This is a genomic window from Pseudoalteromonas sp. AWH4_217 (genome assembly GCF_056161105.1).
Window position 1 is genome coordinate 75,913 of record NZ_JBSWYM010000006.1, and the last position, 18,998, is coordinate 94,910.

The 18,998-nt window shown below is 46.3% G+C and carries 18 protein-coding genes; 17 read left to right on the forward strand and 1 reads right to left on the reverse strand.

Translation table 11 applies throughout. The features are described 5' to 3' along the window. Nucleotides 1–4: 4 nt before the first annotated feature. The 11 genes from ACXAH1_RS08685 (at nucleotide 5) to ACXAH1_RS08735 (ending at nucleotide 9,339) form a co-directional block, all read left to right on the forward strand. The gene (locus ACXAH1_RS08685; RefSeq protein ID WP_475196011.1) at nucleotides 5–679 is read left to right on the forward strand and encodes a thermostable hemolysin; all 675 of its coding nucleotides are present in this window, start codon (nucleotides 5–7) and stop codon (nucleotides 677–679) included. Continuing rightward, nucleotides 672–2,162 carry an AMP-binding protein gene (locus ACXAH1_RS08690; RefSeq protein ID WP_475196013.1) on the forward strand — a complete coding sequence of 497 codons (1,491 nt, stop codon included), beginning with the start codon at nucleotides 672–674 and terminating at the stop codon, nucleotides 2,160–2,162. Before ACXAH1_RS08685 ends, ACXAH1_RS08690 begins: the two co-directional genes overlap by 8 nt. Then, nucleotides 2,159–2,839 carry a TenA family transcriptional regulator gene (locus ACXAH1_RS08695; protein ID WP_475196016.1) on the forward strand — a complete coding sequence of 227 codons (681 nt, stop codon included), beginning with the start codon at nucleotides 2,159–2,161 and terminating at the stop codon, nucleotides 2,837–2,839. Before ACXAH1_RS08690 ends, ACXAH1_RS08695 begins: the two co-directional genes overlap by 4 nt. Then, the gene (locus ACXAH1_RS08700; RefSeq protein ID WP_475196018.1) at nucleotides 2,839–3,654 is read left to right on the forward strand and encodes an SDR family oxidoreductase; all 816 of its coding nucleotides are present in this window, start codon (nucleotides 2,839–2,841) and stop codon (nucleotides 3,652–3,654) included. The genes ACXAH1_RS08695 and ACXAH1_RS08700 overlap by 1 nt, the downstream gene beginning before the upstream one ends. Continuing rightward, nucleotides 3,651–4,304: a tetratricopeptide repeat protein gene (locus tag ACXAH1_RS08705; RefSeq protein ID WP_475196021.1), complete on the forward strand. Its 654-nt coding sequence runs from the start codon at nucleotides 3,651–3,653 to the stop codon at nucleotides 4,302–4,304. The genes ACXAH1_RS08700 and ACXAH1_RS08705 overlap by 4 nt, the downstream gene beginning before the upstream one ends. After that, the gene (locus ACXAH1_RS08710; protein WP_475196023.1) at nucleotides 4,301–4,957 is read left to right on the forward strand and encodes a response regulator; all 657 of its coding nucleotides are present in this window, start codon (nucleotides 4,301–4,303) and stop codon (nucleotides 4,955–4,957) included. The genes ACXAH1_RS08705 and ACXAH1_RS08710 overlap by 4 nt, the downstream gene beginning before the upstream one ends. A 96-nt stretch (nucleotides 4,958–5,053) precedes the next feature. Further along, nucleotides 5,054–6,271, forward strand: a complete 1,218-nt coding sequence (locus tag ACXAH1_RS08715; protein ID WP_475196025.1) for an ATP-binding protein — start codon at nucleotides 5,054–5,056, stop codon at nucleotides 6,269–6,271. A gap of 25 nt (nucleotides 6,272–6,296) precedes the next feature. Continuing rightward, complete coding sequence (locus ACXAH1_RS08720) at nucleotides 6,297–6,602, forward strand: cupredoxin domain-containing protein (protein ID WP_475196369.1); 306 nt, start codon at nucleotides 6,297–6,299, stop codon at nucleotides 6,600–6,602. Continuing rightward, nucleotides 6,592–7,320: an iron transporter gene (locus ACXAH1_RS08725; protein ID WP_475196027.1), complete on the forward strand. Its 729-nt coding sequence runs from the start codon at nucleotides 6,592–6,594 to the stop codon at nucleotides 7,318–7,320. Before ACXAH1_RS08720 ends, ACXAH1_RS08725 begins: the two co-directional genes overlap by 11 nt. A 19-nt stretch (nucleotides 7,321–7,339) precedes the next feature. Further along, on the forward strand, nucleotides 7,340–8,029 hold the full coding sequence (locus ACXAH1_RS08730) for a hypothetical protein (RefSeq protein WP_475196370.1): 690 nt from the start codon (nucleotides 7,340–7,342) through the stop codon (nucleotides 8,027–8,029). Between the two features lie 83 nt (nucleotides 8,030–8,112). After that, the gene (locus ACXAH1_RS08735) at nucleotides 8,113–9,339 is read left to right on the forward strand and encodes an ATP-binding protein (RefSeq protein WP_475196028.1); all 1,227 of its coding nucleotides are present in this window, start codon (nucleotides 8,113–8,115) and stop codon (nucleotides 9,337–9,339) included. A gap of 22 nt (nucleotides 9,340–9,361) precedes the next feature. On the opposite strand, the gene ACXAH1_RS08740 is transcribed toward ACXAH1_RS08735, so the two are convergent. Beyond that, nucleotides 9,362–10,036 carry a hypothetical protein gene (locus ACXAH1_RS08740; RefSeq protein WP_475196029.1) on the reverse strand — a complete coding sequence of 225 codons (675 nt, stop codon included), beginning with the start codon at nucleotides 10,034–10,036 and terminating at the stop codon, nucleotides 9,362–9,364. Between the two features lie 468 nt (nucleotides 10,037–10,504). Here ACXAH1_RS08740 and ACXAH1_RS08745 point away from each other — a divergent pair, with 468 nt between their 5' ends. From ACXAH1_RS08745 to ACXAH1_RS08770, 6 genes are all read left to right on the forward strand, one after another. Next, on the forward strand, nucleotides 10,505–10,714 hold the full coding sequence (locus tag ACXAH1_RS08745) for a cold-shock protein (protein WP_010380108.1): 210 nt from the start codon (nucleotides 10,505–10,507) through the stop codon (nucleotides 10,712–10,714). A gap of 132 nt (nucleotides 10,715–10,846) precedes the next feature. After that, nucleotides 10,847–11,350 (forward strand): DUF4240 domain-containing protein, encoded by a 504-nt coding sequence (locus ACXAH1_RS08750; protein WP_475196031.1) that lies wholly within the window; start codon nucleotides 10,847–10,849, stop codon nucleotides 11,348–11,350. A gap of 587 nt (nucleotides 11,351–11,937) precedes the next feature. Continuing rightward, a complete protein-coding gene (locus ACXAH1_RS08755) occupies nucleotides 11,938–14,769 on the forward strand; it encodes a M4 family metallopeptidase (RefSeq protein WP_475196033.1) in 2,832 nt (943 codons plus the stop codon). A 90-nt stretch (nucleotides 14,770–14,859) separates the two neighbouring features. Further along, nucleotides 14,860–16,812 carry a Hint domain-containing protein gene (locus tag ACXAH1_RS08760; protein ID WP_475196035.1) on the forward strand — a complete coding sequence of 651 codons (1,953 nt, stop codon included), beginning with the start codon at nucleotides 14,860–14,862 and terminating at the stop codon, nucleotides 16,810–16,812. Nucleotides 16,813–16,864: 52 nt separating this feature from the next. Continuing rightward, on the forward strand, nucleotides 16,865–18,112 hold the full coding sequence (locus ACXAH1_RS08765) for a hypothetical protein (RefSeq protein WP_475196036.1): 1,248 nt from the start codon (nucleotides 16,865–16,867) through the stop codon (nucleotides 18,110–18,112). Nucleotides 18,113–18,121: 9 nt separating this feature from the next. Continuing rightward, complete coding sequence (locus ACXAH1_RS08770) at nucleotides 18,122–18,991, forward strand: GEVED domain-containing protein (RefSeq protein WP_475196038.1); 870 nt, start codon at nucleotides 18,122–18,124, stop codon at nucleotides 18,989–18,991. The last annotated feature ends 7 nt before the right edge of the window (nucleotides 18,992–18,998 follow it).

Consider the following 18,998-nt stretch of genomic DNA (forward strand, 5'->3'; position numbering starts at 1 on the left):
GCGTATGACCGCCCTCGTTCAAACACTTGGAACTGCGACCCCTACTCGGCTATTAAGCTGGGCAGCTGAGCATTGTGTTTTACGTGCCACACTGGAGCAAGACATTCGCAGTGGGTTTCGTAAAGCATTTGATGCTGAGATCAAACATTTTTATCCGTTACTGAGTACGCTGAAGCTGACTTGTGGCCAGTGTAGTTTGGGGTTGAGGCTCGCTGGCAAGCACGAGTTGTTTGTCGAGCAGTACCTGCAACACAGTATTGAGCGGGCTATCGGTGCACATCAAATTGGCCAGAGTGCATTAAGTCAACATGCGCGCTTTGAGATTGCCGAGCTGGGAAACTTGGTATCGACGCATCGCAAAGCCAGTTTGTTGCATTTTGTCATAGTTGCTCAGGCACTTATCGCTTACGGCATTCGCTATTTAACCTTTGCTGCAACCACTCAGGTAAGAGCGCTATTGTCTTTGCTGCAGGTACCGGTGCATATCCTTGCAGACGCTACAGATAATATAGAGGGCGCTGCAGATTATGGTTCTTACTATCAGCAACAGCCTAAAGTGTGTGTGGTTGAGTTATCCGATGCGACTCAGGTGATCCGAGAAACAGCGCTATTGCGGCGATATGTGAATCAATATCGCGATGAAACGGAATATTTGCTGGAGGGACTGCGCTATGCATGATTTCTTGAATGGTACATCACATCACAGCCAAGAGGTTGTTGTTGCAGATGAGCATCAAAGCTGGACCAAGCATGACTTTCAGCAGCAATGTGAGGTCTTGATGGAATATCTGAGCACACTTGATGGAGCGTGTATTGCTTTTCATATGGATAATTCACCAGCCTGGATTGCGCTTGACCTAGCATTGTTAGAGTGCAATAAAATTGCGCTGCCCCTGCCTTTGTTTTTCACTCAGGCACAGTGCGAGCACGCATTATGTCAGTCAGGTGCGACCTGGTTAATTAGTGAAGCGGTGCTTCAGGTCTATCCGCATAGTAAAACCATTTCCGTATGTGGGCGTCAACTCCATGTTTACCGGCTTAATGGTCAAGCAACAGGCTATTTTGCAGGTACACGCAAGATCACTTTTACTTCAGGCTCGACCGGCTCTCCCAAAGGTGTGTGTTTGTCGCAAACCACTGTGATGCAAGTGGCACAGAGTCTCAGTCAGCGCTTGAACCTGGAAAAGCCCAGACATCTGTGTTTGTTGCCTCTGGCTGTCTTGCTTGAAAATATCGCAGGAGTGTATGCCCCGTTACTGAGCTGCGGTCAGATTTTTGCACCTTCTTTGCATAGCCTGGGGTATCAGGGCAGCCAGTTACAAGCCCCCGACAAACTATTGGCCTGTATCAGTGATTTCGAGCCTAATACGCTGATCCTGGTCCCGGAGCTATTGCAGCTGTTGGTGCATGCCTGCTCACGGGGCTGGCAACCACCTAGCAGTTTACGTTTTATCGCCGTTGGTGGCGCCCGGGTTGATAGCTATCTACTTGCTCAAGCCATCGCGTTTGGATTGCCCGTTTTTCAGGGCTATGGGCTATCGGAAGCCGGCTCCGTGGTGGCACTGAACACAGCTGACGGAAAGCTCACAGGTGTCGGAGAGGTGTTACCCCATCTGGAGTACAAAATTGAACATGGACAGCTTTACCTTCGCGGGCCACTTTATCTTGGCTATCTCAATGGAGCGCAGCACAACCCTGAGAGTTGGCTGGCAACCGAAGATTTAGCCAGGCAAGAGACCACGGGCCTGGTTATCCATGGAAGGCTCAAAAACCAACTGATCCTGAGCAATGGGCGTAATGTGTCGCCAGAGTGGCCCGAAGCTTTATTACTTAGCCATTGTGGTGTTTTACAGGCAGTTGTCTTTGGGGAGGCCAGGGCGCATCTGGTTGCATTAATCTATGCCTCTTCGCAACTCAGTGATGGCCAGCTAACCAAGCTTGTCACTCAGACCAATAGCCTGTTACCAGATTACGCCAGAGTTGATTCCTGGCATCGGCTGGAACATCCCTTGTCGGTACAAGCCGAATTACTAACATCAAACGGTCGGCCCAGGCGTGATGCCATTGCCCACCACTACCAAACTGAATTAACTGCCCTCTATCAAACTTACACCGAGGAGCAGACTTCGCAGCAACAAATACGATTGGAGAAAAGCATATGAAGAATTTCTATGAAACATTACAGGACGCGACTCAGGCTGAACGAGAGTACCTGTTAAGTGCGCCTATCTTCAAGGCGGTATTTGAAGATGAGATCTGCATTGAGCAGTATGTGGGTTTCTTAACACAGGCTTTTCATCACGTTAAGCACACGGTTCCACTATTGATGGCATGTGGCAGCCAATTAAACGAAGAAAAAGAATGGCTACGTGAGGCGATTGCACATTACATTGAAGAGGAACTAGGGCATCAGGAATGGATCCTCAATGATATAGCTGCGTGCGGTTTCGATAAAGAAACGGTACGTCACAGCCAGCCGGGCTTTGCGACAGAAATGATGGTCAGCTATGCCTATGACAGCATTCAACGTGTGTCACCCTTGAGTTTCTTTGGCATGGTGAATGTGCTGGAGGGCACGTCAATCATGCTGGCTGATAAAGCTGCAACGCAGATCCGCACTAAGTTGGGGTTACCTAAAAGTGCCTTCAGTTACCTGACATCACATGGCGCTCTGGACCTTGAGCATATTAACTTCTTTGCCGGGTTAATGAATCGCATTGAAGACCCGCGAGAGCAGCGGGTCATCATTCACGCCGCCAAACGCTTTTATCGCCTCTATGGCGCCATTTTTCATGATATGGACGTTCAACTTGGGTCATTTACACGGGAGGCGAGCTGATGAGCACTCAAAAACTAGCGGTGTTAACGGGTGCAACAGGTGGGCTTGGGCGAGTGTTTGCACACCGTTTGCTAAAAGATGGCTGGCGTTTACTCCTGGTAGCGCGTCAACGAAATGCTCTACAAGCAATGGTGGCGCAATTTGGAGCTGAACATCAGGCTATTGCAGTGGATTTAAGTGATGAAAAAGCAGCTGCTCAGATTACACACCAAGCCGCGATGATGGGGGGCGCGAGTTTGCTTGTCAATAATGCTGGAGTTAATCGGATGGTCGCATTTGAAGATATGACGCAGGCGGAACTGACACAGCAACTACAGGTAAATCTTGTCTCACCGGCCTGTTTAACCCACGCTATGTTAAATCAGCTTGAGGCTAATCAGGGAACGGTTGTTAACATTGGTTCGGCGCTCGGGGCTATAGGATTTCCATACCAAAGTGTTTATTGCGCCAGTAAGTTTGGTTTACGTGGCTTCAGTGAGGCTTTATCTCGAGAGCTGGATGGACGAGTTGCAGTGAAATACCTCTCACCCAGGGCCGCTGATACAGCCATCAATGATGAATCTGTTCGTCTGCTTAACAAAAAACTGGGGAATAGAATGGATTGTCCTCAGGTTGTAGCAGATGAATTCATGGCTTTGTTAAAAGGCAAAGCCAAACGTAAGGGGCTTGGATTCCCTGAGAAGTTTTTTGCCCGACTTAATGGCGCTCTGCCGGAGCTTGTTGATGGCAGCATTATTAAGCAGCGGTCGACCATACGAGCGCATTTCGCAGCACAATCTGCAAAATTTTCTTCGCGATTGGAGGACTCACTATGAAATCCGCATTTATTGCACTAAGTGCATCTATTAGTCTGTTTTGCAGTGGCGTGAGTTATGCTGCGTTGGATGACGATATAACTTTGTTGCAGCAGTCTTGGGCAAAGGTCAATTATGAATTGAAAGACGATGCTCAGGACAAAGCCTTTAAGGCATTGATAAAAGACAGTCAAAGGGTTGTGAAGCAGTATCCGGAAAAGGCTGAGAGCCATATCTGGCATGGTATTATTCAGTCCAGTTATGCGGGAGCGAAAGGTGGGCTGGGTGCTTTGGGCCTGGCCAAACAGGCTAAAGCAGAGTTTGAACAAGCGATAGCCATTGACCGTGAGGCACTCAATGGCTCTGCATTAACCAGTCTGGGTACTCTATACAGTCAGGTACCGGGGTGGCCCATTGGCTTTGGCAATGACAATAAAGCGCGAGAGCTGTTTGAGCAGTCATTGGACATTAACCCGCAAGGGCTGGATATCAATTACTTTTATGCTCAATTCCTATATGATGAGCGCGAATATGGTACTGCTCTGATACACTTACAGAAAGCACAGATTGCGCCAAAACGCCCTGGCCGCGAAAAAGCAGATCAGTACCGCCAGGCCGAAGTGACTAAGTTATTAGCGCTCGTAGAGAAGAAACTAAAACGTAAGAAATGAGATTATTACTAGTAGAAGATGACGCCCTGCTTGCACAGGGCCTTGTCCAGTCACTGAAAAAAGAAGGGTATGTGGTCGAGCATGTTGATACCTGTGCCAGAGCATTAACGTCAATTGAGGTGACGCTACCAGAGCTGGTTGTGCTCGATTTAGGGCTGCCTGATGGGGACGGGTTGAATGTACTCAAAGCACTCAAGCAACACAAAGCACAGGTTGGGGTGTTGATTCTGACCGCACGAGATGAGCTGGATGATAAAGTTGCCGGGTTAGACCATGGCGCAGACGATTATCTGGCAAAGCCGTTTGAGCCACTTGAGTTGTTTGCTCGCTTGCGGGTTGTGGCACGACGTTTTGGAAAGCAGCAGGATAGCCGCCTGAGTTGTGAGCAGGTCACTTTGGATCTTGTTAGTCACCAGGTGGAGATTGATCAACACTCCTTACTGCTACCACGAAAAGAGTACATGTTACTCAAAGCGTTAATGGAAAATAAAGGGCGTGTTTTATCTAAGAGTCAGCTTGAAGACAAGCTTTATCATTGGGGTGAAGAGTTGGGGTCGAATGCCATCGAAGTACATATACATCACCTGCGTAAAAAGTTACCGAATGGGTTTATCAAAACGCTACGCGGTATTGGTTACGTAGTGGGTAGCTGAGTGTCGATTCATCCCGCTCATCGACCGATTTCGATTAATCGAAAACTGACGTTGATATTGGTCTCGTGCCTTATTTTGTCTACTTTTTGGGCGCTTTTGAGCGGTTATCGCGCCAGTATGGAAAAAGCAGAGCAACAGCTTGATGAACAGCTTAGAGAAGTGGCTGTATTGCTCATGGAAACTGAATTAGGACAGACTATCCCCACCCGGGAAATCTATTTCCAGATTTGGCAAAATAATGTGCTACTTGCCGCCAGTGAGCGGCTCGGAAGTCCAGAGTTTAAAGTCGACCTTTCTCCAGGTTGGCGAACGCAGAATATTGCAGCGATGCGACTGCGCACTTATACCGCTGAGCAAGGCGAACGTCTGGTGTTGGTGGCAGAGTCAGTGAACAAACGTTTTTCTCTTGCTGAAAACTTAGTATTGTCTGCCATGATGCCGTTGGTGATTATTATGCCTTTACTAGCTGTATTTATTACCTGGTATATCTATCGTGCATTGCGCCCTTTAACCCAGCTTTCGACAGAGCTAAAGGTACGACGAGCTGATGATTTTACGGCGTTGAAAACCTTCAGTCAGGATCAGGAAGTGGCTCCGGTGATAGCAATGATGAATGCTTTGTTTGCCAAGGTCGAAGCCGCTTATTTGCGAGAGCGATATTTTGCATCGGACGCTGCTCATGAGCTAAAGACACCCATCGCTGCACTCAAAATCCATTTACATAACCTTAAATCGGATCCAACAGAAAGCTGCCTGACAGGCATAGAGAAAAGTGCGGAGCAGCTCAATCATATTGTTGAGCAGATGCTGACTTTGGCTCGCACTGAGCCTCAGGTATGGCGCAGACAGTTTCATCCAATTGATACCGAAGCCATCACTCAGCAACTGGTTGCACAAATGTATGACAAAATTGCTGATAAGACCCAGCAGATAAGCCTGCACTCTGAGCCCCTGTCTATTTTGGGGTGTCAATTTACCCTGTCGACCTTACTGGGAAACCTGTTGAGTAATGCGATTAAATATACCCCGAAAAATGGCGAAATCCGTATTGATATCACTCGCAATACGCATCAGGTACTGTGGCAAATTCAAGACTCAGGACCAGGTATGTCGGAAGCACAAATAGAGCGTGTGTTTGATCGTTTTTACCGAGTTGGCGGCGACTCTCATCCCAGTGGGGAAAAGGGGGCCGGGTTAGGAATGGCTATTGTACGGCAGATCTGTGACATATATGGCGCTTCTCTCTCGTTGTCACCATCCGAGCTGGGAGGGCTGAAGGTCAGCTTGGTATTTAAAGGAGCACAGAATGTATAACTCGCATTTGGCGTTGGCCCTTTGCATGATGTGCGCACCAGCGTTAGCACTAGAGACACGAAGTATTGTACTTAAGAATCATTTGTTTAGTCCACAGTCAATCGTCGTACCTGCGGGCAAGAAGATCCGTCTGGTTATTGAAAATCAGGACTCTGCCGCTGAGGAGTTTGATAGTTTTGATTTAAATCGTGAAAAGGTGTTGTTCCCCGGACGTAAAAGTGTGATTTATATTGGCCCTCTTGAGCCCGATGAGTATAGCTTTTTCGGCGAGTTTTCTCCTAATACCGCACGTGGCATGGTAATCGCGAAGGAGGATATCAATGCTCCTTAATTCTGTCGTAATTACCTTGAATCAATGTTTGCCTGTCGCAGTGGTCTGTGTCTTGCTGAGCGCAACAGGAAACAGTGTTTTAACGATGAAGCAGGCTGCACTAGGTACAATATTGGGTAGTTTGGGATGCATGACCTTGCTGATTTTTGCCGCTGACATTTCAGTGTGGTGGGACTACCGAGGCCTGGAATTGGTTCAGATTTGTTTGCTTATCACACTATTTTTAGGGCTATCAGGTCATTATATTTTCGGGTTGACTGAAGCGCGAGTTATCAGTTTGGCTGCGACACTGACTTTATATCTTAGTAACTTTCTTACCTATTTCAGTGGGTACTGGCAAACGGAAGCTGTTTTTGCGTTGACTCTGGGAGGTGCATTGGGTGTCAGTATCTGCGCCAGTTTTGCAGTTTTATTGTACTTCTCCTTACTCTGGGCAACGCGGATAAAACTGTCTCTAGTGACAATGTTTGTCGCTTTACATAGTGCCAGCAAATTGGTTTTTGCCAGCGATTTGGCCGCCCAAATCGACGTTATTCCTGCGTATACAGCGCTTCTGGATATGCGTAGTTGGGTAGATGAGTACAGCGTAGGAGGGCGAATCCTGAAAGTTTTATTTGGTTATGAGGCGACGCCAGGTATGTGGTCTATATTGGCTCTGACAATGGGAATAGGGGTTTTTTGGGCTGTTTACAACTGGAGGCAGGGCCGTGAAGCATAATTTAGTATTTAACGCTGTCGTGATTGGGTGCTTTGCCGGGGTTGTGACCAAGTCGAGCGATGTTCTGGCTGATGGTATGGTGGTTGACAAAGTGTACCACCCTTACGTATTGCCATTGGAAAGGGAAGTCGAATGGCGTTTGCTGTCACGACAAAATGATGCCGGTAATGTGCTGGCGCAGCGTCTGGGGCTGGGGTGGAGCCTGACCGAGACCATGACAGTTGAAGGTTATGCCATTGGTGAGCGGGATCAGGATGATAACTTTGACATGGCAGGATATGAGGCGGAAGTACGTTGGCAGCTCGTTGAACAAGGGCGATATTGGGCTGACTGGGGGCTTCTGTTTGAATACGAGAAACGTCATAAAGAGTCTGCTTATGAGGCAACAGTGGGTCTGTTGTTTGAGAAAGAGTTTGGTCGCAACAGTCTGACATTCAATGCTTTTATTGCCAGGGAGTGGGGAAAAATGGTGAGCAACGAATGGGAAACTGAGTTTCGAGCTCAATATCGCTATCGTTGGGTAAGCGCTTTTCAGCCTGCAATTGAAATCTACACCGGAGAGGACTTTTTTGGCGTAGGTCCCGCAGTGATAGGGTTGCATCGCTTTCAGGGGCAGAAACAGCTGAAGTGGGAAATTGGTTTTGTTACTGAGCTGAGCCAGGTAAGCAAAGACCACAGCTTCAGGCTGGCACTGGAGTTCGAATTTTAACTTAAATTGGTGTGTTCAGGCTATACTCAAAGGACAAGTCTGAGGGGCATGCGGCCAGAAAAGGGCTTGTCAGGAGCAGGCGCGTGAACACCAACACTTTATCAGACGAACTGGTTGTACAATGGAATGAGTTATTAACTCGGGTGGCTGAGCTACTGGAGGTGCCTGTTGCATTGATCATGAAACTCAACGGTCCCCACCTGAGTGTTTTCAATAAGAGCCTCAACAGTAAAAACCCTTACGAGATTGGTGATAGTGAGTGTTGGGAACAGTCTGGGCTCTATTGTGAAACAGTGATAAAGACACAACATGAGTTGTTTGTTCCCAACGCCCTTAAAGATGCTGACTGGGATCATAATCCGGATATCAAACTGGGCATGATAGCTTACCTGGGCTTGCCAATTAAGAATGTTGATGACTCAGTTTTTGGCACCGTGTGTGTACTCGACGACAAAGAAAATACCTTTGATGGCAAAACCAGAGCTATGCTCAGCTCACTGAAACATTTGTTTGAACTGCAATTGAGAATGCTGGCGGAGCAAAAGGAGCACGATCATAAAGAGGCATTTAAAGAGCAGACATTAATGACCATGGGGCTGGCTCATGAACTCAATACGCCATTGGGCGTGAGTGTGACATCTGCATCTATGCTGGTCGAGTCGGCCAGTCGGCTTTTGCAAGCATTAGAGGATGGACCCGAGTCCATGGATGAAGTCCGTAAACAGGCGGACTGCATTGGTCAGGCTGCGGCCCTGCTGGCACGCAACCTTTATCAGATTGACGATAAAATTGACCGGCTTAAACAGTCTATTGTGCAGTGCCACAATGGGGTTTCGACAGTATGTCGTATTACAGATGTTTTTAATTCACTCGCAGATGTATGGGCGCCTTCGTTAGCAGAGAAAGAGATCACGCTTCAAATCGACATCGATCCAAGCGCAGACGTATTATTACACCTCAAGCCAGCCAGTTTAATTGAAGCGCTCAACCATCTGATTACCAATGCAATTGAACATGCATTTGATGGCGTTGAGAAACCAACGGTCAGAATTGGCGCCAAGGTTAAAAATCAGGAGCTCAAGCTTAAAGTGAGTGACAATGGTGCGGGTGTGAACCTGATTCACCCGGAAGATATTTTTGCTCCATTTTATTCAACTAAAAAACAAGTTGCAGGGTCAGGGCTAGGCCTGGCACATGTTAAGCGTATAGCTTTGAATGATCTGGCGGGTACTGTGTACGTCAGTTGTTATCAAGATGGCTTGAGCATAGTACTGCGATTTCCTGTGTCCGGGCCAATCGCGCAACCGTAAGCTGACAGTCAAAGAGACTTTGCTACAGACCTTTTTGTGCCTTGACGGTTGCAATCGCCAATGACAGTTGTGCCGCTATTGCCGCATGCTTTTTATGCAGTACGTGATAGGCTTTTGAGCTAAACAAGTGGTGCACATTTAAATGTGCGAGTGAGTCGGGAAGCGGCCACTGCGTTGATACCACAAAAACAGCGTAGTCAAAGCGGTGCAGGTTTAGCAGCTCAGGCAGTTTGCCTAAATTGTTAATCTGATAGAACTGATTCCTTTGCGCTTGCGGGTACTTGGTGAGCAGCACACGCTTGGATTGGTCGGTAGCGACTATGGTACTTGGTGTTGCTACTAACACAGAGTTGTCGCAAGGCACATTTGCGACGCACAAGAGCACAAAGTCGACTTCCGTCAACGCCGGACCCACAGAGATAACATCTTTGAATGGGGCGAATATCTCCTGTGCCAGAATGACGTCGCCATCGGTATGCTCAGCCGTAATTTCGTGCAGCACACGGTGCGCGGGCATGGCAATAAAGTTGGCTTTAATGCCTGCCTGAGCATACGCAGCCTGAATTAATGGCAAGGCCTGATCTCGGACACTAGGGTGTTGCAGGTAGGATATTGTTAATGGTGTAGCACAAATTGGTGCACTGATAGCGCACAACACAATAACTCTGGTTATTAGCAGAAACATTTCTTTGAGCATAAAAAGCGCCTTAGTGAACCTGCGCAGGATTATACCCAGTTTAGTTGCAAAGCGTAGTCTCCAAAGGTGTTATACCCGGTTAAATTAACCACAATTTGCCCTCGATCATAGTCCTGTCAAATAGGTAAAATAAAAAAGGTACACCCTTGTCTCCTCTGCCTTTAAAGCGACTTGTTTGTGTCATCAAGAATTAACAAATATGATTAAAAATTAGTTGACTTAGAGGGGCAGCCCGATAAGATGAACGTAGACAGAATTTGGGTCAGTGTTTATAAATCTCCATTACGTTGTTGTATAAGTTTTTGCTTGTAGTAGTACCGTCCTGAAGTTTTATCACCGGCAAAATTTAGGTCTATGCGCCCACATGGGCATAGGTTTGCCAGTTTTTTGTATAGAAGGATCCTTTGCAACAGGGCAGAGGTTAGCTTTTAGGGATTGGCATCATTTTAATATTCAGGATTTACTATTATGTCTAATACTTTAACAGGTACCGTAAAGTGGTTTAACGAATCAAAAGGTTTTGGTTTCATCGCTCAGGAAAATGGCCCAGATGTATTCGCACACTTCAGTGCAATCAAAGGTGACGGTTTCCGTACCCTTGCTGAAGGCGAGCGTGTTGAGTTTAAACTGACTCAAGGCCAGAAAGGTCCTCAGGCAGAAGAAATCGTTAAGCTTTAATTGACGCTTGATGCCTAAGAGAAAAAGCAAGCTAAGGCTTGCTTTTTTTGTACCTGTAAACCGTCACACCATACCTTTCAGTTAGCAGGCTGTGGTAAGATCGCATCATTACTTCCTGATGTGTTTTATTCTATGGATCTGACCCAATTCTGGCAGCTCATTGCCATCGACAACCAAACTAAAGATAAAGCGGCACAACTAAAAACCAGGCTGGAAACGCTGTCTGACACAGAAATTGCCGATTTTGACACTCACTACAGCAAGCAGCTCAGACGCTTATGGCACTGGGATGTTTGGGGGGCAGCTTATGTGACCTGCGGCTGTAACAGTGAATATGACTTTCTGGATTTCTGTAATTGGCTACTAACCCAGGGCGAAGCAAGGGTAGAGCAAGTGCTGACCCAGCCAGATACCCTGGCAAGCATTGAAGACATGCCCCTGCGCGATAACCTGCCTTACCCTTACTGCGACGAACTGGACCTGACAGCAGGCTTGCTCTACGAGCAAAAAACGGAGCATGAGCTGCCCTATCACAACACGGTGAATTATGCGCCACAGGGCAAACAGTTTAAAAATAAGCCCAAAGTGTTAAAGCAAACCTACCCACAGTTGTTTGCTAAGTACTGGCAGGGGTGAGCTCCGCCAGTACCATCGAGGGTCTGACAGTGCTTTCTTCGTTTTCAGTGATACGCCACGGAGTGCACGATACAAAATGCAGGTACAAACATTATATTCCTTGTGTTTAGGCATCGAGGGGTGACAAGGCGTATGCTCAAATTAGACTTTGTACACCACAGACGTATTTCTGCTCGGTGCTTGAGTACTGTAAATACTAATAATTCTCTTATGAAAACCCTAGTGTATGTTTCTCAGCCATTTGAAATATCTACTAACTTATTAATTCTTTGAGCCTTATTATTAAAATAACGGCAGCAATCTCCATCGAGTCGGTAAAATACTGTTTTAAATAGTGCTTCAGCATTGTTTTTATTTGCGGCAACTGAGCGTGTTCAAAGTGCGGAAGTGAACATGAAATTTTAACAGGTTGTTTGTTTTTTGTTTCATTGTGAGTGTTTGTACATTACGCTTTTATGACGTAACGCAATAGGCTTGAATACTCAATTAAAAGTCGCAATGACCTTATGGTGCTAGCGACAAGCCCGTTTCAAGCTTAAAAGGAAAACATCTAGTTTATAAACAGTACGTATTCAGGGAGAGAGTGAATGCCTATTATTAAAGCCTTTTTGGCGGCCTTTCTATGTTGGTTCAGTTGTGTTAGCTACGCTGAGGCGCAGTGGTTCGATACACACTCATTATTGAATCAGCAACACTTGTGGCATGAAATTGAACATGAACTGCACAAGCAGATTCCAACCTTTGCCCTTTCAACGAATGCGGACAAAGCGAAAAAAGGATTGAGTTATCAACGGATAAAAACGATAGGAAGTACCAAGCGCTTTGAGCATTATCAGGTTTTTTATCGTGACATACCGGTGATAGGAGCTCAGTTTGTCCTCGTCAAAGACGGCACTGATAAAGTCGTGCAGGGTCTGGGTGTGACATTGAGAGCACAAGAGTTAACGAGTGCCACTGATGGGCGTTACTTCCACATGTCCTTGACTGATATCGAACAGCGGCTGGCGGAAGGAGCCGGCATAACTTCCGAGACGAAACTAAAACATCTCAATCGCGCGTATTTGACTTGGCAAGGCCGTCTAATAGGCGTTTTTCAGGTCATCGCCACTTCGAAAGAGGGCATACGCACACTCACCATCGATGCGGACACCCTGAGTGTACTTAAATCTGAGCAAGGGGTCGTTCACGTTTCCAGTGATGAGCAAGACGTTGAACAGCTTTCTATCGACGAACAATACGTTGCTGCTGGAGGCATAGGTGGTAACGAGAAAATGGGGGCAATTTGTTATTCTCCACAGCCTTCGACCATGGAGGCTTGCCTCAGATATCAGTATGATGAAACAACCAGCCCTTCAACTGAACTACTGTTCAATGATGTTAGCGACATAGATCGTCCGCTCATTTTTGCTGAGTTTGATGGCTACCCTTTTATTGTCAGAAAAGAGGGGGGACGCTGTTTTTTAGAAAACCCCTATGTGCAGACAATGAACTATCCAATTCATACAACAGAGCCTAGTGAATTTGACTGCAATGATAAACTTGAAAATTTTGACCGGACCATGGTTGATCAACTTTATTATCAACGGTTTAGTTACAGCTCTGTGAATGAAGCCCACTTTTATGGTGGGCTGACAATGCAGTTTTTTCACAAGCAGCTGGGTGAGCTATTTCCAGAACAAGGCGCTCATTGCGCAGAAAACGGTTATTGTCTCCACAAACTAAAACAGAGAGTGCACAAGAATTTTTTTGGCATGAACAATGCGTATTGGGATGGTACCTATACTAATTTTGGTAGTGGCGACAGCTATTCTAATTATTCGCTAACTGTGTTGAGCGTAGTCGCCCACGAGGCTGCGTATGCTTTGACATACTGGAATAGTCAGCTGAAAAGTCAGGGGGACGCAGGCGCTTTCTATCAAGCGTTTTCAGATATTTCTAGCCTTGCCGTATTGGATTACTTACAGCGCAGAGTGTCTGGCAGCTTTAGCACCTCAGAGCCATTTTTAACGCAAACATTGGATAGCACAGGGCGCCCGCAAGACGATAAAAAGTGGTGGCTCGGCTGGGATGTTAAAATCCAGGACATAGGGCATCGCTATTTTGCCCTCCCGTCTATGGATGGCCGTGGTATTGACCACATGAGCATGTATCGTGCGAACATGTCAACTTACGACGTAGGGGGAATGTTCAGAAAAGCGTTTTATGAATTAGTGAAAACCTATGGCTGGACAATTAAAGAAGCGTTTAAGCTATTTCTGAAAGCAAATGTATCCTGCCTGCCAGCCAATGCCAGTTTCGACGATGCAGCGGCCTGCTTGATACTTGTTGCAGATTCTGATGTTGTGAATAAGCCAGTACACGAAGCACAAAGTAATGTCGATACGGTTTTGCATCAGGTGGGGCTGGTGGCGCACTCATCTGGGATTTCCAGCCTGCCGGTCACGGCAGTACCACAGTATGATGAGTTTAGATATTTGATTGAATCACTACCTATTGATGAAATAGAACGTATCACTGTGGACTGGGGTAATGAGGTCACTGAACGTTGGGTGCGTACGTCTGGTGATGCGATTTATCCGTTCTTACAGAGGGCGAACGTTGTCGAGCCCGAATTGCTTACTCGGTTTCAACTCAAAGTGGTCAAAACAGATGGCAAGGAGTTGTTTGCCTTCCGGGATTATTATTCACGCCCTCTGGGAGTAGTTTGCCCTCCATTATTTGGAGACGAAAATCCAGACCTGATGAGTCGTGTTCTGATTAATGGTGATAATTTGTCCTTAGTGCCACAGAGCTATCAGGAGATATTGGACCAGCCACTGCGTTTATATTTGAAACAGCAGAACATCATTGACCTGGGGCTAGGTGCCATAGGTCAAAAAGTGACTGTATTGCTGGATACCAACCGTAATGGTTCGTATGAAGAGCAGGAAGTTTATCTCGTAAAAGAGGTAATGGATACGGGGCTGGTTGCTTTTACTTTGCCCGAAAGTTTTCTGCCGGGTAAAACAATGATGCGTGTGGTGGTTGGTCACGGATATAGTTTTTTCTTTTCATGTGGAAGTGTAGATGAGGGTCAAATCTTTGATGTAAAAATCGGCTTCTCAAGCACTGGCGCGAGGTCGCCTACAAATTTTAGTTTCGAAATTAACAGCAGTAACAAAGTTAAGTTTACCAACAGCTTCGTGCAAAATACGGCTCAACCTTCGGGTGACATTGAACAGCCTGTGAATACAAATGGTTCAGTGGATATTCCCCTCTCAAATGCAACTTCGTATTCCATCAGTGCTAAGACTTGCATTGAGCAGGGGTCTGACATGAGCTCGCGCATGTATACGCACAGTGAGATTTCAAATTTATTAGCCTGTCAAATAAAAATAGCCACACCGCAAAAAACTCCTAAAGTATTCCATCCGACTTAATTGAATAAATTGCTGTAGGGTTTCGTCGGCATATTGCTGGCGTGACCTGAGCGTTTGCTCAAATAACTCTCCATATTAAGGGAATAAAATATGAAACCTCTCTATTTATCCATTGCACTTGCACTGGGGACGGCATCTGTGACGCCTGAATCTTTCGCTGGCTCATTCGAAGCAGGCCATGATGTCGTTTTCCAGCAAGGTATGCAGATTAAAAATGAGCGCTTAAAAGCGCGACTGGCGCAGCATGGCCTGAGTAAAAAAAATCGACCTCATTTATTCTCGTTGGTTGAGCAAAGAAGGGTCAAGGAAGCTCCTGGTTCAAGTCATTCGAGCTTCAGCTCATTACAAAACTGTGCGAGCGGCAGGCCTGAGCTGTGTTCTTTTTTCAAGCATATGGGGGTTGAAGTAGCAACTAGCAATACAACTGGCGAGTCATTTGTTGTGTTGTCTGCATTATACAGTAAAACTGTTTCAACGAATTATACTTTGATAGACCTTCGCTTGATCAATGAAAAAGGCGAGCAACTCACTATGCCCGTATACAAGGAGTACTTTGGTGATGGCCAGGAAGCCAAGCGAAAAGTTGTTTACTCATATGCCAAAGCGCAAAACATGCTCTCCAAACTTGCGACCTCTGAGCGTATCTTTGCTGATGGCTGGGTCACCGTCGTATACATGGATACGAGCAATAAACAGGTAGTCGAAGATCGAAATATCGTAGTGGAATACTCGAAAGATACCTTGCTTGCCAAGCTGGGGTATCTCAGTCATCAAGGAGCGGGTGCATCTAGCGAAACAGGTGTCTCTATGTTTCCAGCGACCGATCAAAGTGGCTTTGGAAGTAACATTACAAAGCCAATTGACAATCGCTCCGAAGCCGGAGAGGGGGTGCCAGACGGTAGGATAGTCATGTGTCTTAATCGGAATTATGGTGATTGTGATTATGAGAATATCTACCCAAGAGATACACCTACTAGCCAAACCAAGCTTAAGGTGCCTTTTAAAGGCAGCTTAAATGTCATGGGAAAGGTGACACGTATCTATCAGCCGGACTTTACTACGCTGGAAGTAAAAGAGGAAAACGGCACAATAACTTTAGTTGAGAACCCTGTGGTTGATAAGCCTTCCTTTGTTAATCATGGCTCAAATATCTTTATTCAAACGAAAGAAGGCGGAGGAGCTGTGCCGATTGGTGGTTCTGATTTTCAGAGCATTAGTGATTTTTTTGCGAAGCAACTGACGGTTAGCTACGATAAATGGCTCGGTATAGATCGAACCACCCTATCATGGGATATTCCACAAAGTGAAGGGGTTTTTGGGGATGCCACTCTGTTTAGCAGATATCAGGATACTCACTGGATAATGCACTTTGCGCTTGATCACGTACTTCGCCCCGGAAGAGATCCGCTAACGGCTTCATTTGTTATTGGTTCCACTGAGATGGAGAGTGGATGGCAGGATATAGGCTACCCTCAGATGCAAATTGTTTACAGTTGCCTGGCTAAAGGCACCTTAATTACTCTGCCAAATGGCAAGCAACTTCCCATAGAGCAGCTTGACGTGGGAGATCAAGTGCTTGGTGCCAGCGAGTTTTCACCTGATCATCACTTAGCTCTGACGATAGAAGATATTTCTGTTGGTGTTGAAACCATTCCCATGGTCCAGCTGAAAACCAAGTCGGGTAAAACGCTGCTGTTGACAGAATCTCACCCTATTGTAATGCAGTCTGGTAAGGCTGTGTGGGCCAGTAAAATTGAGCAAGGCGCAAAGATTCTGACCGAAAATGGATTGGAAATGATCACTCAGATAGAAGAGGTTGAGTTTGCCGACAAGGTGTATAACCTTCGTCTGGGCCGTGGTAAGGATGATCCCAATTATCAGCAAGGTGAGTCTTTCAGTATGTTTGCTAATGGCCTGCAAGTGGGTGATTTGGCGATGCAAAGCGAGCATGAATTTAGTAATGAGGTGGAAACAACAGAAGATGTGCTTAATCGTCTGCCACAGGTTTGGCATCAGGACTATCTGAACAGCCTGAAGCAGTAGTCATGGATTGACAAATACCAAGGCCCGATGGGCCTTTCATGGAGATATGATAATGAAAATACGTAATGTGGTTTCGATTATGTTGTTATTGGGAGCCGCCTTGTTGTTGGTAAAGGCACACGCTCACACTATAGCTGTCCATGAAGTAGAAGAACGAACGGCCATTGGTCAGAGTAATGACCTTGTGCCACTTGGCACGGCTTATCAGAGCAAAGGAAAGCAGTTTTTGGGGTTGCAATCTGTGCTTGGCAGGCAAGTTGATCACTTGGGTAACACGCATATAGATTTTAGAGTAGGTGTTGACCTGAGCTATCAGCAAGCACTTAAACTCGTCGATGGAAAGGTAGATGCAGGTTTCGAGTTGCCTGCGGTTAGAGTGGATGCAGGCTCAAACTATGCTAAGGATATCAGTGCGGATAGGTACACAGGTACATATACTGTCTACTCCTCAATTAAGCCCAAATCAAGAATATTGATTCCAAACGATGACACAGGCTTTCAGCCTACAGTTGCCGCGAAGGAATTGGCAATGGCGTACCCCGGAAACAAGGCTCGCAATTTGGGGGACGGGTTTGTTCAGGGCTTTGCTTACGGCTCGAATGTTGTCATTAACATGAAAATTGAGTATCGAAATGAGACGGATAAGCGCACAATTGGCGGGTACCTTAGCGTTGACTGGATAGGTAAAGTAAAAGTCGATGGAGATCTGCAGAAAATCGCCGAAGATAAACGAAAATCAGTCAAAATTACGATTAGTGGTATTCAAAGCGGGGGAGATCCAAACAGGTTATTGCAAGTAATACCTAACGGTATCATGCACTGTACATTGCTCAACCCCGAGCCTTGCTTTAATTTGTTTGAAGCGGCGGTACACTACCTGAAAACCGACTACATCAATCAGTTTAATTCACTGGATGATTACAATATCAGCGACGCTTATACAGCCAGGTATTTAGATTCTGGTGCCGGCCTTCAACAACTCATCCCTGATAATGGCTATATGCCAGCTAACTATCTGACTCAACTCATTATCAAAGAGCTGACGGCTCGCTGGATAGATGAGCTATTGGTGTATCGCCGTGCTAAAAACCTGCAACGTTACTACGCAGCGCAATATTCAGCGGAGCAATTGATACAGTTACAGGATATTGAGACTAAAAGCCGTGCCAACGCCAACTTGTTTGCTGATTTAGTGGATTACTGCGAACGCAACCCAGAAGGTAATCACTGTATTAATTACGAGGCCGATAATCTCGTGTATGTGCGTGATTATAGCGCCATCAGCGACGTACTAAGATAAGGATATCTCATGAATATACTCAGATTTTTGTTAGTGTTACTGGTACTGATTGTGGCTTTTGGTGGTCCAGCCTTCGCTTCAGTATCAGAGCAAAATAATGATACACACCAACAAGCCAGATACAGTGAATTAGGAGATTTACTTACGGTTGAACAGGCACAAGGCCGGTTTGCGTGGCTGAGCAAGTGTTATGACGGGCTGCTGGTTGAACTATGGGAGCAGATGTATGAATCGACCACAATAGTCCCAAAAGAGGAAAAGCTTCGCCAGCTAAGAGAGCTATGGCTCTCTGGCGCCGCTGTAGCAGCTGGCAAAGCGCAATACGTGACGTTTGCGAACACTGATTTTACGAACCCCTATCAGTGGTATGCAGGCACCAGTGCAGATGAAGCCTGTTCTATAATGCCTCCGGAGTATAAGCCCGTGGCACTTAAGGCCACGGTACTGCCAAGATCGTACTGTGACAACCGTAGTTATGAACATGAATGGGAATGGATCTCCGAAGTAACCGTGGATGATGTTACTCACCAGTCTGAAAAGCATGGATATAGCCAGGTTTCGGGTAAAGTGCTTGGATTGCGCGCTAATCAGGTATCAAAAGTCACCATTAAACCTGGGCACAAAGAGCCTGAATTTCCATCTTATGTCGCAGCCAGAGTATGGCTGGACTGGGATCATAACGGTCAGTTTGAACCTTCGGAAATGGTTTACCGGTCTGCGTCAACAGGTGTGTTTGAATTTTCGCTAGACGTGCAGGCACAAGTGCCTGAAGGTTTAACACTGATGCGCGTTGCTATTGATGCCGGAGGGGGATCGGATAACGCGTGTACTCGTGTGCATTACGGTGAAGTTGAAGACTATCTGGTAACAATTCGTTAAGGAAGAT

Excerpts from the sequence above, each read along its gene's own strand:
- ACXAH1_RS08685 (WP_475196011.1), top strand. The coding sequence starts at position 5 with ATGACCGCCCTCGTTCAAACACTTGGAACTGCGACCCCTACTCGGCTA.
- ACXAH1_RS08690 (WP_475196013.1), top strand. The coding sequence starts at position 672 with ATGCATGATTTCTTGAATGGTACATCACATCACAGCCAAGAGGTTGTT.
- ACXAH1_RS08695 (WP_475196016.1), top strand. The coding sequence starts at position 2,159 with ATGAAGAATTTCTATGAAACATTACAGGACGCGACTCAGGCTGAACGA.
- ACXAH1_RS08700 (WP_475196018.1), top strand. The coding sequence starts at position 2,839 with ATGAGCACTCAAAAACTAGCGGTGTTAACGGGTGCAACAGGTGGGCTT.
- ACXAH1_RS08705 (WP_475196021.1), top strand. The coding sequence starts at position 3,651 with ATGAAATCCGCATTTATTGCACTAAGTGCATCTATTAGTCTGTTTTGC.
- ACXAH1_RS08710 (WP_475196023.1), top strand. The coding sequence starts at position 4,301 with ATGAGATTATTACTAGTAGAAGATGACGCCCTGCTTGCACAGGGCCTT.
- ACXAH1_RS08720 (WP_475196369.1), top strand. The coding sequence starts at position 6,297 with ATGATGTGCGCACCAGCGTTAGCACTAGAGACACGAAGTATTGTACTT.
- ACXAH1_RS08725 (WP_475196027.1), top strand. The coding sequence starts at position 6,592 with ATGCTCCTTAATTCTGTCGTAATTACCTTGAATCAATGTTTGCCTGTC.
- ACXAH1_RS08740 (WP_475196029.1), bottom strand. The coding sequence starts at position 10,036 with ATGCTCAAAGAAATGTTTCTGCTAATAACCAGAGTTATTGTGTTGTGC.
- ACXAH1_RS08745 (WP_010380108.1), top strand. The coding sequence starts at position 10,505 with ATGTCTAATACTTTAACAGGTACCGTAAAGTGGTTTAACGAATCAAAA.
- ACXAH1_RS08750 (WP_475196031.1), top strand. The coding sequence starts at position 10,847 with ATGGATCTGACCCAATTCTGGCAGCTCATTGCCATCGACAACCAAACT.
- ACXAH1_RS08755 (WP_475196033.1), top strand. The coding sequence starts at position 11,938 with ATGCCTATTATTAAAGCCTTTTTGGCGGCCTTTCTATGTTGGTTCAGT.
- ACXAH1_RS08760 (WP_475196035.1), top strand. The coding sequence starts at position 14,860 with ATGAAACCTCTCTATTTATCCATTGCACTTGCACTGGGGACGGCATCT.
- ACXAH1_RS08765 (WP_475196036.1), top strand. The coding sequence starts at position 16,865 with ATGAAAATACGTAATGTGGTTTCGATTATGTTGTTATTGGGAGCCGCC.
- ACXAH1_RS08770 (WP_475196038.1), top strand. The coding sequence starts at position 18,122 with ATGAATATACTCAGATTTTTGTTAGTGTTACTGGTACTGATTGTGGCT.